This window comes from Mycolicibacterium sp. ND9-15 (assembly GCF_035918395.1).
Classification (GTDB): domain Bacteria; phylum Actinomycetota; class Actinomycetes; order Mycobacteriales; family Mycobacteriaceae; genus Mycobacterium.
In genome coordinates, this window is the sequence record NZ_CP142362.1 from 1,226,434 (window position 1) to 1,239,136 (window position 12,703).

General features: G+C 68.8%; 14 protein-coding genes. 6 read left to right on the plus strand and 8 right to left on the minus strand.

Going from position 1 to position 12,703, the window contains the following annotated elements:
* Nucleotides 1–86: 86 nt before the first annotated feature.
* Nucleotides 87–1,502: an NAD(P)H-quinone dehydrogenase gene (locus QGN32_RS05995; RefSeq protein ID WP_326547715.1), complete on the minus strand. Its 1,416-nt coding sequence runs from the start codon at nucleotides 1,500–1,502 to the stop codon at nucleotides 87–89.
* Between the two features lie 65 nt (nucleotides 1,503–1,567).
* Here QGN32_RS05995 and QGN32_RS06000 point away from each other — a divergent pair, with 65 nt between their 5' ends.
* Nucleotides 1,568–2,041, plus strand: coding sequence for a gamma-glutamylcyclotransferase family protein (locus QGN32_RS06000; protein ID WP_326547716.1), 474 nt, complete (start codon nucleotides 1,568–1,570; stop codon nucleotides 2,039–2,041).
* A 67-nt stretch (nucleotides 2,042–2,108) separates the two neighbouring features.
* On the opposite strand, the gene QGN32_RS06005 is transcribed toward QGN32_RS06000, so the two are convergent.
* From QGN32_RS06005 to QGN32_RS06015, 3 genes are all read right to left on the minus strand, one after another.
* Nucleotides 2,109–2,996 carry a type IV toxin-antitoxin system AbiEi family antitoxin gene (locus QGN32_RS06005; protein ID WP_326547717.1) on the minus strand — a complete coding sequence of 296 codons (888 nt, stop codon included), beginning with the start codon at nucleotides 2,994–2,996 and terminating at the stop codon, nucleotides 2,109–2,111.
* Nucleotides 2,997–3,183: 187 nt separating this feature from the next.
* Nucleotides 3,184–4,356, minus strand: coding sequence for an amidohydrolase (locus QGN32_RS06010; RefSeq protein ID WP_326547718.1), 1,173 nt, complete (start codon nucleotides 4,354–4,356; stop codon nucleotides 3,184–3,186).
* Nucleotides 4,353–5,534, minus strand: a complete 1,182-nt coding sequence (locus tag QGN32_RS06015; RefSeq protein ID WP_326547719.1) for a M20 family metallopeptidase — start codon at nucleotides 5,532–5,534, stop codon at nucleotides 4,353–4,355. The genes QGN32_RS06010 and QGN32_RS06015 overlap by 4 nt, the downstream gene beginning before the upstream one ends.
* Before the next feature lie 56 nt (nucleotides 5,535–5,590).
* Here QGN32_RS06015 and QGN32_RS06020 point away from each other — a divergent pair, with 56 nt between their 5' ends.
* Nucleotides 5,591–6,385 carry a purine-nucleoside phosphorylase gene (locus QGN32_RS06020; protein WP_326547720.1) on the plus strand — a complete coding sequence of 265 codons (795 nt, stop codon included), beginning with the start codon at nucleotides 5,591–5,593 and terminating at the stop codon, nucleotides 6,383–6,385.
* A gap of 50 nt (nucleotides 6,386–6,435) precedes the next feature.
* Nucleotides 6,436–8,064: a phospho-sugar mutase gene (locus QGN32_RS06025; RefSeq protein WP_326547721.1), complete on the plus strand. Its 1,629-nt coding sequence runs from the start codon at nucleotides 6,436–6,438 to the stop codon at nucleotides 8,062–8,064.
* Here the strand turns inward: QGN32_RS06025 and upp are convergent.
* Nucleotides 8,061–8,684: a uracil phosphoribosyltransferase gene (gene upp / locus QGN32_RS06030; protein WP_326547722.1), complete on the minus strand. Its 624-nt coding sequence runs from the start codon at nucleotides 8,682–8,684 to the stop codon at nucleotides 8,061–8,063. The two genes, QGN32_RS06025 and upp, sit on opposite strands and share 4 nt — an antisense overlap.
* Before the next feature lie 49 nt (nucleotides 8,685–8,733).
* Here upp and QGN32_RS06035 point away from each other — a divergent pair, with 49 nt between their 5' ends.
* On the plus strand, nucleotides 8,734–9,024 hold the full coding sequence (locus QGN32_RS06035) for a type VII secretion target (RefSeq protein WP_326547723.1): 291 nt from the start codon (nucleotides 8,734–8,736) through the stop codon (nucleotides 9,022–9,024).
* 2 nt (nucleotides 9,025–9,026) lie between these two features.
* Nucleotides 9,027–10,106, plus strand: coding sequence for a C40 family peptidase (locus tag QGN32_RS06040; protein ID WP_326547724.1), 1,080 nt, complete (start codon nucleotides 9,027–9,029; stop codon nucleotides 10,104–10,106).
* Here QGN32_RS06040 and QGN32_RS06045 read toward each other — a convergent pair.
* The 3 genes from QGN32_RS06045 to QGN32_RS06055 all read right to left on the minus strand — a co-directional run bounded on the left by QGN32_RS06045 (nucleotide 10,079) and on the right by QGN32_RS06055 (nucleotide 11,914).
* The gene (locus QGN32_RS06045) at nucleotides 10,079–10,318 is read right to left on the minus strand and encodes a TetR-like C-terminal domain-containing protein (protein ID WP_326548957.1); all 240 of its coding nucleotides are present in this window, start codon (nucleotides 10,316–10,318) and stop codon (nucleotides 10,079–10,081) included. The two genes, QGN32_RS06040 and QGN32_RS06045, sit on opposite strands and share 28 nt — an antisense overlap.
* A gap of 85 nt (nucleotides 10,319–10,403) precedes the next feature.
* Nucleotides 10,404–10,823 (minus strand): CBS domain-containing protein, encoded by a 420-nt coding sequence (locus QGN32_RS06050; protein ID WP_326547725.1) that lies wholly within the window; start codon nucleotides 10,821–10,823, stop codon nucleotides 10,404–10,406.
* A 47-nt stretch (nucleotides 10,824–10,870) separates the two neighbouring features.
* Nucleotides 10,871–11,914 (minus strand): zinc-dependent alcohol dehydrogenase family protein, encoded by a 1,044-nt coding sequence (locus QGN32_RS06055; RefSeq protein ID WP_326547726.1) that lies wholly within the window; start codon nucleotides 11,912–11,914, stop codon nucleotides 10,871–10,873.
* 113 nt (nucleotides 11,915–12,027) lie between these two features.
* Here QGN32_RS06055 and QGN32_RS06060 point away from each other — a divergent pair, with 113 nt between their 5' ends.
* The gene (locus tag QGN32_RS06060) at nucleotides 12,028–12,699 is read left to right on the plus strand and encodes a GAP family protein (protein ID WP_326547727.1); all 672 of its coding nucleotides are present in this window, start codon (nucleotides 12,028–12,030) and stop codon (nucleotides 12,697–12,699) included.
* Nucleotides 12,700–12,703 lie beyond the last annotated feature (4 nt).

The following is a 12,703-nucleotide window of genomic DNA, read 5'->3' on the forward strand; positions in this document are numbered from 1 at the left end:
ACTCGTCGGTACGAAACCAGGTTACTTGCCCGGTCGTCGTCGCTGTGCCGTCGAGATCACGGGGTGATCGCCGGTCTGCGCTGTGATCAGTCGAGATCGTCGTGCGCCATCAACCGTCGGCCCGCCTCGGTGATCGAACCCGATAGCGACGGATACACCGAGAACGTCTGCGCCAGATCCTCGACGTCGTTGCCGTTCTGTACCGCCAACGCGATAGGCATGATCAGCTCGGAGGCGATCGGCGCGACCACGACCCCACCGATCACCACCCCCGTCGCCGGACGGCAGAAGATCTTGACGAAGCCGCGGCGCAGTCCCGACATCTTGGCCCGCGCGTTGGTGTGAAGCGGCAGCATGATCGTGCGCGCGGCCACCGACCCGTCGTCGATCTTGGACTGCGGCACCCCGACCGCGGCGATCTCCGGCCGGGTGAACACCGCGGCGGCCACGGTGCGCAGCCGGATCGGTTCGAGGGCTTCTCCCAGCACGTGATACATCGCGATCCGACCCTGCATGGCCGCCACCGATGCCAGCAGCATCAGGCCGGTGCAGTCACCGGCGGCGTAGATGCCCGGCACTTTGGTGCGCGACACCCGGTCGACCTTCAGGTAATCGCCCGGCCCCAGTTCGATGCCCACCCGCTCGAGGCCCAGGCCACCGGTGTTGGGCACCGACCCGACCGTCATCAATGCGTGGCTGCCCTCGACGCAGCGGCCGTCGGTCATCGTGACCTGGACGCCGTCGTCGCCCCGAGTCACCGACTGGGCACGCGCGTTCTTCACCAACGTGACACCGCGGGTACCCAGCACGTCCTCCAGCACCGCGGCGGCGTCGGAATCCTCGTGGGGCAGGATCTGGTCGCGGCTGGCCACCACCGTCACCTTCACCCCCAGCTCGGTGTAGGCGTTGACAAACTCCGCGCCGGTTACCCCGGAACCGACGACCACGAGATGCTCGGGCAGCTCCTCGAGGTCGTAGAGCTGGCGCCAGTTCAGGATGCGTTCGCCGTCGGGTTCGGCACCGGGCAGTACGCGTGGGCTGGCGCCGGTGGCGATCAGCACGACGTCGGCCTTGATGGTGCTGACGGCGCCGTCATGTGCGGTGACCTTGACGGTGTGGGTCGCCAGGCCCTGCAGGTCGTCGACCAGTTCGCCGCGGCCCGCGATCAGCGTGACACCGTCGTTGCGCAGCCGCTCGGCGATGTCGGCGGACTGCGCCGCGGCCAGCCCCTTGACCCGCTCGTTGATCTTCGGCAGCGAGATCTCGGCGTCGGAGAACTCCAGCGCATAGCCTAGGTCGGGCGCACGACGCAGTTCGGTGCGCACCCCCGTCGACGCGATGAACGTCTTGGACGGCACGCAGTCCCACAACACGCAGGCCCCGCCGATGCCGCCCGAGTCGACGACGGTGACCTCGGCAACTTCGGGTCCGCGCGCCGCGGCGACCAGTGCGGCCTCATAGCCGGCGGGCCCGCCGCCGATGATCACGATGCGGGTTGCCACGCCCCCAACCTAACGAAGCGGGAGGTTGATCACCCACCCGATGCACGAACGCTTAGTCTTTCCTGGTGCCGCTCTACGCCGCGTACGGATCCAACATGCATCCGGAGCAGATGTTGCAGCGGGCGCCTCATTCTCCGATGGCAGGCACGGGGTGGCTGCACGGCTGGCGACTGACGTTCGGCGGAGAGGACATCGGCTGGGAGGGTGCGCTCGCCACGGTCGTCGAGGACCCGACCTCGAAGGTCTTCGTCGTGCTCTACGACATGACCAAGGAGGACGAGCAGCTCCTCGACCGCTGGGAGGGCTCAGAGCTCGGAATCCACAAGAAGATCCGCTGCCGGGTGCACCGCATTTCGTCGGACACCGACTTCGAGCCCGTGCTGGCCTGGCTGTACGTGGTCGACGCGTGGGAGGGCGGCCTGCCGTCGGCACGTTATCTCGGCGTGATGGCGGATGCCGCCGAAATCGCGGGCGCACCAGCCGACTACGTGCACAGCCTGCGAACCCGCCCGGCGCGCAACATCGGTCCGGGAACCTAACCTCTTCGCCGCGAGCGACCGTGTCTGTACGCCGACACGCCGTATGTCGCTGACAGTTCGCGGTCACTCAGGCCGCGCGAGCGACCCGAAGCTGCTTGTTGATGCGAGCAACGAACTCCCACGACCGGTGCCGGACGTCCTCGAAGAGGATTGGAATGATCACCCAGCCGACGTCGAGCAGCGCGGCAGTACGCCTGCGGTCGCGCCGCATCGCCGCGGCGTCGCTGTGCCAGTCGAGACCGTCGTACTCGACGGCCACCTGCGCGCCGGGCCAGGCGAAGTCCAGGCGACGCTGCTCCCCGTTTCCGTCGATGACCTCGTATTGCAGCTCGGGTGTCGGCAGGCCGCCATCGATCATCGCGAGCCGAGCTTCACTCTCCATCGGCGACTCCGAGCGCGCGTCGGCCAAGGTAATCAGGTCCCGAATGGCGACGATGCCACGTCGCCCGGCCTGCGCGACCGCGGCGCGCCACAGTTCGACCCGACTGCAGGAACCGCTGCGCAGAGCGAGGTCAAGAGTGGCCAGCGCTCTCGGCCGGCGTTGTGAGCGGGCCACCTCCACGGCGGTCCAGGCGGGCGCGGTTGCTGGTCTGCCGTCGATGACGGTCAGCGGCGCACCCTCACGACGATGGACCACCAAGCCGTCGGTTGAGCGCAACCGTGAGCCCGGTGGGCTGAGCACATGAAGTCCGTCGGGCTCTTCGGTATCGAAGCCGAACATGGCCGCCGCTGTATGAAGGCAAGCAGCGACCGGCGTGCCGCAGCGGAAATCCAATCCCCGCAGCCGCAACATGTCGTCAGGTTCTTCCAAGCAGTAAATACCAGGCCAAAGCCGTTGCAGTGGACCGGCTTCGAGCGCTGACTCGAAGCCGCGTCTCGTCATGTGTTGCAGGATCTGGCCACTCGTGGCGAGTCCTGCCTGCGCGTCGAAAAGTCGTACCAGGTCGGGGTTCACATGCCGATCGTCAGCGAGGTACGACTTTCGCGGGAAGGGCGTCGCCCGAGACTGTGGATGAAAAGCAATATGTGGACAATCAATCCGCGCGTGGGCCCACACGGAGTCGGGGAAGACCGCGAATTGCCCGCTAGAACCGGCGTGTCGGCGTGCAAACACGGCCGCTCGCGAGAAGGGGAAACCCAAGTCAGAATGCGGCGGCGCGGTCGACGATGTTGACCAAGACCCGCACCCCCACCGCCAGCGCCCGCTCGTCGAGGTCGAACGTCGGCTGATGCAGATCCAACTGGGGGCCTCGGCCGGTCCACACACCCAGGCGGGCCATGGCACCCGGCACTTCCTCCAGATACCACGAGAAGTCCTCGCCGCCGCCGGACTGACGGGTGTCGGCCAGCACGTCGGGACCGATCGCCTCGATCGCGTGGGTGAGAATGCGCGTCGAGATCTCTTCGTTGACCACTGGGGGCACACCGCGGCGGTACTGCACGCTGTGTTCGATATGCAGCGGCGCCAACAACGACGAAATCGCCTCGCGCACAATCGTTTCGAGGGAATCCCAGGTGTCACGGCTCGCGGTGCGGATGGTGCCGGCCAGTGTCCCGGTCTGCGGGATCGCGTTGGCGGCCACGCCCGCGTTGACCGCACCCCACACCATCACGGTGCTGTTGCGGGGATCGATGCGGCGCGACAGCACCCCGGGCACTCCCGTGATCAGTGTCCCGAGACCGTAGACCAGGTCGCCGGTCAGGTGCGGCCGCGACGTGTGGCCGCCGGACGAGTGCAGCGTCACCTCGAGTTGATCGGCCGCCGAGGTGATGGGCCCGGGCCGCATCGCCACCTTGCCCACGGCCAGCCGCGGATCGCAGTGCAGCGCGAAGATTCGTGACACCCCGGTCAACGCACCGGCGGCGATCGCGTCGATCGCGCCGCCGGGCATCAGCTCTTCGGCGGCCTGGAAGATCAGCCGCACCCCGACCGGAAGCTCGGGCACCGACGCCAGCGCCAGCGCGGCGCCCAGCAAGATCGCGGTGTGCGCATCGTGCCCGCAGGCATGCGAGACGCCTGCCACCCGTGACGCGTACGGCGCGCCGGTGCGGTCGGTCATCGGCAGGGCGTCCATATCGGCCCGCAAGGCGATCAGAGGCGCGTGCTCGGGCCCGAAGTCGCACGTCAACCCGGTGCCGCCGGGCAGCACCTTCGGGTTCAGGCCCGCGTCGGCCAACCGCGACGCGACGAACTGCGTGGTCGCGAACTCCTGACGTCCCAGCTCCGGATGCATGTGGATGTGGCGGCGCCACTCCACGAGCTCGTCGTAGTGGGCCGAGAGCCACCGTGCGGCGGCGTGGGGCAGCACGCTCATGACGCCCGCCTCGCGAAAAGCTCCATCACCCGGTCGCGTTCGTGCGGCGTCTCGGCCAACCGCACGACCGTGCGGGCCAGCATGATCGCGCCCTCGACGACGGCCTTGTCGGCGCCGGGCCCCACTGCGGCCGCCGCAAACGCGGGCTGGTGCACCGACGCGCCGCCCGCATCGATACCGACGATCGGATGGATGCCGGGCATCACCTGCGTGACGTTGCCCATGTCGGTGCTGCCCAACGGCAACGCGGCCTCGAGGTCTGCGGACAGCGGCTCACGACCCGCCCGCTGCATCTCGGCACGAAACGTCTCCGCCAGCCAGTCGTCCGGCGTCAGTTCCAGATAGCTGGGTTCGGTCTCGGTGACCTCGTGACCGCATCCGGTGGCCACCGCTCCGGCCAGGAAACAGTCCGCCATCCGCTGTTCTAGTTCGCGCAGCGACGCGGCGTCGTTGGCCCGCATCGTGTACTGCATCTCGGCGCGCGCCGGGATGACGTTGGTGGCCTGACCACCGTCGGTGACGATGCCGTGCGCCATCTGACCCGGCGCCATCTGCTGTCGCAACAGTCCGATCGCCACCTGAGCCACCGTGACCGCGTCGACGGCGTTCAGTCCCAGGTACGGCGCCACGGCGGCGTGCGCTTCCCTGCCGTCGTACCGCACGGCGACCTGCGACAGCGCCAACGACCGCGCGGCGGCGATGTCGAGGGGACCCGGATGCAGCATCACCGTCGCGGTGATGTCGTCGAACGCCCCCGCGTTCAGGAGCAACACCTTGCCTCCGCCGGCCTCCTCCGCCGGGGTGCCGAGGAGCACGACGGTCAACCCGAGTCGGTCGGCCACCTCCGCCAACGCCAGGGCGGTGCCGACGGCCGACGCCGCGATGATGTTGTGTCCGCAGGCGTGCCCGATCCCGGGCAGCGCGTCGTACTCGGCACACACCCCGACGACGAGGGGGCCGCTGCCGTACACGGCGCGAAACGCCGTCTCGAGCCCGCCGGGTGCCGACTCGACCGCGAACCCGTACTCGGCCGCCAGCGCCTGCGTCTTGGCGCAGCTGCGGTGTTCGGCGAACGCGAGTTCGGGCTCGGCGTGAATGGAGTGCGAAAGTTCCACCAGGTCGTCACGGCGTCGGCTGACGGCGGCCTCGACGGCGTCCGACGCGGTGAGTGCTGGCATCTTGGCAGTATCTCACTGCCCTCGGGTCCCGGTTCCGACAGATAAGCTCGCCGACTGTGACCGACGCGCAGGCCCTGCCCGCCGAATCGGCGACCGTGATCGGCGACCGCACCGGCGTCAGCCGCCACGACGTCGCCGTCGTCCTGGGTTCGGGATGGGCGCCGGCGGTCGAACGGCTGGGCGACCCGGTCGCGGTGGTGCCGGTCGCCGAATTGCCGGGGTTCACGCCGCCGGCCGCGGAGGGACACGGCGGCCGATTGCTGTCGATGCCCATCGCCGGCCACCGGGTGCTGGTGTTCGTGGGCCGGACCCACGCCTACGAGGGGCACGACCTGCGCCACGTCGTGCATCCGATTCGCGCCGCCTGCGCGACCGGCGTGCACACGGTGGTGCTGACCAACGCCGCCGGTGGCCTGCGCGAGGACTTCACGGTCGGCCAACCGGTGCTGATCAGCGACCACCTCAACCTGACCGGACGGTCGCCGCTGCTGGGGCCGCGGTTCGTCGACATGGTCGACGCGTACTCACCGCGGCTGCGCGGGATCGCCCGCGAAATCGACCCGTCGTTGTCCGACGGCGTCTACGCCGGGTTGCCGGGACCGCAATACGAGACCCCCGCCGAGATCCGCATGCTGCGCACCTTGGGTGCGGACCTGGTCGGCATGTCGACCGTGCACGAGACCATCGCCGCACGCGAAGCGGGCGCGCAGGTGCTGGGGGTGTCGCTGGTGACCAACCTCGCGGCGGGGATGACGGGGCAACCGCTGAACCATGAAGAGGTGCTGGACGCCGGGCGTCAGTCGGCGACGCGGATGGGCGCCCTGCTCGCCGCGGTCATCGCCCGGCTCTGACGCTGACGCGATCCGGTATATGCCGACTCCAAACCGGGCACACTAGCGGCATGACTGCGTCGCCGTCGACAAGCACCGCGCAGGAGTGGATCTCGCACGACCCGGATCCCAAGACCGCCGCCGAGCTCTTGGAGTGCTCCCAAGAAGAGCTCGAACGGCGATTCTCACAGCCTTTGACATTCGGCACCGCAGGTCTGCGCGGGCCGCTGCGCGGTGGCCCCAGCGGCATGAACCTCGCGGTCGTCCTGCGCGCCAGCTGGGCAGTCGCCAAGGTGCTCACGGACCGGGGCCTGGCCGGCCAGGACGTCATTGTCGGCCGGGACACCCGGCACGGGTCCGACGAGTTCGCTCTAGCCGCCGCCGAAGTGCTTGCTGCGCAAGGCTTCCCCGTTACCCTGTTCTTCGCCGCCGTACCCACCCCCATCGTCGCCTTCGCTGTGCGCCACCGACCCGCCGCGGCAGGCATCCAGATCACCGCCTCGCACAACCCGCCATCGGACAACGGCTTCAAGGTGTACTTCGGTGGCGGCTTTCCGATCGTCGAGCCAACCGACCGCGAGATCGAGAAGGCCATTGCCGATGCCCCGCACGCCGACGAGATCCCCAGGCAGGCCGTCGCCCCCGGTGGCGTCGACGAGGTGCAGCGCTACGTGGAACGCGCGGCGAGCGTCCGGCACACCCACGGATCGGTGCGGGTGGCATTCACCCCGCTGCACGGCGTGGGTGGGGAGTTCGCACTTGACGCGTTCGTGCGCGCCGGCCTGAACGACGTGCATGTCGTTCAGGCCCAGTTCGCCCCCGACCCCGACTTTTCCACGGTGGCCTCGCCCAATCCGGAAGAGCCCGAGGCGGTCGACGCCCTGCTGAAATTGGCCGCCGACGTCGACGCCGAGGTAGCGATCGCACTGGACCCGGACGCCGATCGGTGCGCGGTCGGCGTTCCGGCACCCGACGGTTGGCGCTTGCTCTCCGGCGACGAAACCGGTTGGCTGCTCGGCGATTACATCCTGTCGCAAGTCGAGCCGGGGCCGGTGACGGAAGCCACGGTGGTCGCCAGTTCTCTGGTGTCGTCGCGCATGCTGTCGGCGATTGCTCGCGAGCACGGCGCCCGTCACGTCGAGACGCCCACCGGCTTCAAGTGGCTGTCGCGGGCCGACGTCGATCTGCCCGGTTGCACGTTGGTCTACGCCTACGAAGAGGCGATCGGCTACTGCGTCGATCCGTCGGCCGTCCGCGACAAGGACGGTATCAGCGCCGCGGTGTTGATCTGCGATCTCGTTGCCGCACTGCGTAACCGCGGGCACACACTGCTCGATGCGCTCGACGACCTGGCGCGCCGCCACGGTGTGCACACCACGACCGCGGTTTCGCGAACCGTCGAAGACACTCACGAGGCGGGCGCGGTGATGACCCGCCTGCGCGAGACGCCTCCCGATCGCATCGCCGGCTACGAGGTGACCGTCACCGATCTGCGGACCCACGACGGTACCGACGCGCTGATATTCGTCGGCGGTGACGGCGACATCTCGGTGCGCATGGTGGTGCGACCCTCAGGCACCGAACCAAAGGTCAAGTCCTACATCGAGATTCGCTGCACTGACGTCACCGGTGTAGCGGCTGCTCGGGAACGGACGCGGCGCGTGCAGGACGCAGTGTCCGACCTGGCCGCCCGCTTCTAGCGCGGGCCGAACTGCCGGTCCCCCGCGTCGCCGAGGCCGGGCACGATGTAGGCGATCTCGTTGAGACATTTGTCGATGGTCGCGGTGACCAGCCGGACGTCCGGTGCCGCCTTCTCCAGCGCGGCAAGGCCTTCCGGGGCGGCGACGACGCAGATCGCCGTGATGTCGACGGCGCTTCGCGAGTGCAGCAGTTCGATTGTGTGCACCATCGAACCGCCGGTCGCCAGCATCGGGTCGAGCACGATGACCGGCTGTGCGCTGAGGTCGTCGGGCAGCGACTCCAGATACGGCGTCGGTTGATGGGTCTCCTCGTTGCGGGCGACACCGACGAAGCCGACGCGGGCCTCGGGTATCAGCACGTGCGCCTGGTCGACCATCCCAAGGCCGGCGCGTAATACGGGCACGAGCAACGGCGGGTTAGCCAGCCGGCAGCCGGTAGTCTCGGCCAACGGGGTGCGCACCGGAACGGTCTCGACGGCGGCGTCGCGGGTGGCCTCGTACACCAGCATCAGCGTGAGGTCGCGTAGCGCGGACCGGAAGGTCGCGTTGTCGGTGGTCGCGTCGCGCAAGGTGGTCAATCGTGCGGCCGCAAGCGGGTGGTCGACGACGCGCACATGCATGCGCCGACCTTAACGGGAACCGGAGCGCGTCGCGCCGCGTCTTACCCACATGCACGCCGATACCGACGCCATCCGCGCCCTGGCCGCGGCGAACTTCGCACATGCCGACGAGCTCGCCGCCCTCGCCTCGAAGCTCGCGGCCGCCCCCATCGCCGAGACCGCATTCGGCCCGGTCGGTCAGCCGTTCATCGCGGTGTTGACCGAAGCCGTCGCGCACGAGGCTCGCAGGGTCGCCGCGCTGCGGGACCGGACATGGGCGAGCGGCGACGCCGCCCACCGGACGGCGCTGGCCTACGACGAGGCCGATGAACGCGCGGGTTCGCGGGTCAGCGGCGTCTGACGATGCCGAGCGCGTTGGTGGCCGGGCTGACGGCGCCCCTGCGGGAGCTTGAGTCGCTGATCGGCCCCGGCTCGGCCGCCGACCTGACGACCGCCCTGAACGACGTGCGCAACGCGCTCTACGAGGTGTCGGCGTCGACCAGCCACGCCTGGCGTCGCGCTGCCGCGAACTGGACCGGGTCGGGCGCCGACGCGGCGGCCGACTTCGTCTCCGCGACGGTCACGGGCACAGAGGAACTGGCGGAGCGGGTGGGGCGCCTCGGCGCGTCGGCGGATGCTGCGGGTGCGGCGGTGGCACGCGCTCACCGGCGGCTGCGCGACATCGTCGACGCCTTCGAGGCGCGAGCGGCCGCGCTCGAGCCATACCTCGACTCGCCGGGCGTGGCCGAGGAGCTGGTGGCCGAGGCGCGCCGTTCGCTCGACGATGCCGTCGCGGTGGTCGACGAGTTGCGCGCCGAGTTGGACGGACATACCGCCGGGCTTCCCGTGGCGAAGACGGCGCCGGCCGCCGCGCCCGCCCCCACCACACCGGCGGGCTTCAGTGCCCCGACGATGCCGTCGATGGGCTCAGGGCTGGGCGCCGGCTCGGGCGGGTCCACCCCCTCGGTCGGGTTCGCTTCTGCGGCACGCGATGTCGCGGAGCTTACCGGGCTGGGAGCTCCCGCCCCGGACGCCGCGACGTTCGGGGACGGGGTCGCGGTGCGGCTGCCGGACGGAAGCACGACAACCGCGCCGAATGCCGTTGCGGCGAGTGCTGTTCGGCACGCCCTGACGCAACTGGGGGTTCCGTACGACTGGGGCGGCACCACACCTGGGGTGGGCCTCGATTGCAGCGGCCTCACGCAGTGGGCGTATTCGGAGGCGGGGCTGAGCCTTCCGCGGCTAGCCCAGGAGCAGGACGTCGGCGCTTCCGTCGCGGCGGCCCACCTGCGACCCGGCGACCTCGCCGTGTGGGACGGTCACGTCGCGATGATCGTCGGTAACGGCCAGATGATCGAGGCAGGCGATCCGGTCAAGCTGTCACCGATTCGAACTGACAACGCGGGACAGGGTTTTCAGGGGTTTTGGCGACCGACGGCGTAGGCAGCGATGGTGTTGCGCACCGATAAGCCAAGCAGCGCATCGTCGATCGGGCGGTCCAGTAGCAGCAGACGGAGATGCGCTGGGGCCACCAGGAACTCGATCAACTCGTCAGGATCCGTGCCGACTGGAAGCCCGCCGCGTTCAACAGCGCGCAGCACGACCTGCGCAGATCCGGTAAACCGGCCGCGCCAGAGGTTGTTACGCGCCACCACTTTCAAGACACCCCGGATGGATTCACGCTCGATTGAGCGTCGCTTACTTGCGGACGCTGTTCACCGATCGCCCGGCGCGCAGCGTCTAATCGGATTCGATGTCCGCGCTGGCGGCGTAAACCCCGAGCAGGTCGCGCGCCGAGACGATGCCGACCAGCTCCCCGTCCCGCTCCACCAGGACATGCCGAACGTAACGGTCCATCATCCGGACCGCCACCTCGTCGACCGTGGCGTCGGCGCCGCACCACACCAGCTTCTTGCTGGCCACGTCCAGGGCCGACACCGAAGTCGGATCATCGCCCGCTGCCACTAACCGCACCACGTCCCGCTCGGACACCAGTGCGGTAGGCCGCTCGTCGTCGCCGACCACGACGACGCCGACCTCACGGCCGATGATGGCCTCGGCAACGTCGGCAATCGTTGCATCGGCGGCCACCCGCACCACCGGGTCGCCGGTGATGTCGGAGACGGGGGTCGACCCGGCGGAAGGGAGTTTGTCGGTCATGCGGCCATGATCTCATCCGCCTTGCACGCTGAGGGCGCAGGGATTACTCAGGACGCGGTGAGCACCACTTTCAACGCGCCCGTGTTCGCGGCGTCGGCGAATACGTCGTAGGCGGTCTCGAACTCGTCGAGTCGGAATCGATGGGTGACCATCGGCGAGGTGTCCAGTCGTTTGCTGACGACCAGCCCGATCAACGTGGGTGTCGAGTAGGTGTCGACGAGACCGGTGGTGATGGTCAGGTTCTTGATCCAGATGTCCTCGAGGTGCAGCGTGGCCGGCGCCCCGTGGACGCCGAGGTTGGCGACGTGACCGCCGGCGCGTACCAGTCGCACGGCCAGTTCGAAAGTGTCGGGCACGCCGACGGCTTCCATCGTCACGTCTGCCCCGAGGCCGCCCGTCAGCTCGGCGATCACGGCCTGCGGGTCGTCGCGGCCGTTGTTGACCACGACGTCGGCGCCGAACTTGCGGGCGGCCTCGAGTCGGGAGTCCGCCATGTCGATGGCCACGATGCGGCTGGGGCTGTACAGCTTCGCGGTCAGGATCGCGGCCAACCCGATCGGCCCAGCCCCGATGATCACCACCACGTCACCCGGACGCACCTTGCCGTTGAGCACCCCCACCTCGTAGGAGGTCGGCAGGATGTCGGCCAGCAGGATCATCTGCTCGTCGCTGACCCCCTCGGGGACCTTGTGCGTCGAGTTGTCGGCGTAGGGCACCCGCACGTACTCGGCTTGCGTTCCGTCGATGAGGTGGCCCAGGATCCACCCGCCGCCGTTGAGGCATTGCCCGTAGCTGGCCTCGCGGCAGTACCGGCAGCTGCCGCAGGCGGTGACGCACGACACCAGCACCCGGTCACCGACGGCGACCCGCTGTACCGCCGCGCCCACCTCGACCACCGTGCCGACTGCTTCGTGGCCCAGGATGCGTCCTGAGCTCACCGCGGGCACGTCGCCCTTGAGGATGTGCAGATCCGTTCCGCAGATGGTCACGGTGTCCACGCGAACGATGGCATCGGTGGGCGACGTGATGGCCACGTCCGGCGCTTCGGTCCAGGCCCGCTGCCCCGGCCCGCGGTAAACCAACGCTTTCACCTTTGTCTCCTTATCGGTCGAATCGCCTGCTGACTAATGCCTTGACCGTGTCAGCGCCGGCCAAACACTAACGGCGCGATACCGTCGCCGGGTGGCGGCCGGCGAACACTGGCATGGGTGAACTCTGGGCGACGATGCTGCCCGCCGCCGTCGCCGTCGCACTGAGCCCCACCGGCATCGTCGAGCTGATGCTGGTCCTGCTGTCCACACGCGCCCGACAAAATGCGCTCGTGTTCATCGCCTCGGTGATGGCGGGAGTCTTCCTGCTGCCTTTGCTCGGCGCCTCGATACTCAACGCCGCGGCGAACAACGACGCACTCGTCGCACGGACCAACACCGTCACCGGATGGGTTCTCATCGGACTGGGCGTGCTGCTGATCCCTTTCGCAGTCGGCAGCTTTGTGAAGCGAGGCAACCGAACGCCGCCCGGTATCTTCGACGAGATCGCCGCAATGGGCTCGCTCGCGGTCTTTCTGCTCTCGCTCAGCGTCGTCTGGCTCAACCCGATAAACGCACTGGTGTTGCTGTCTGTCGGGTCCCAAGCCGCCGCGACTCACGTCTCGACGCTTGCCTTGCTGCCATCGCTGGTCGCATTCACGGTCCTGGCCACCTCGCCGTTCGTCGCGGTGGCGCTGTTCGTGCTGCGCGGCGGCGAACGGGTCAGCGCGGCACTCGACAGCACCAGACAGCGGATCGTCGAGCACAACCGCATCATCATGTCGATTGCCCTCGGCCTGCTCGCCGTGGTGCTCGTCGCGCAGGGCATCGCCTCTGTTTCGAACTAATGGG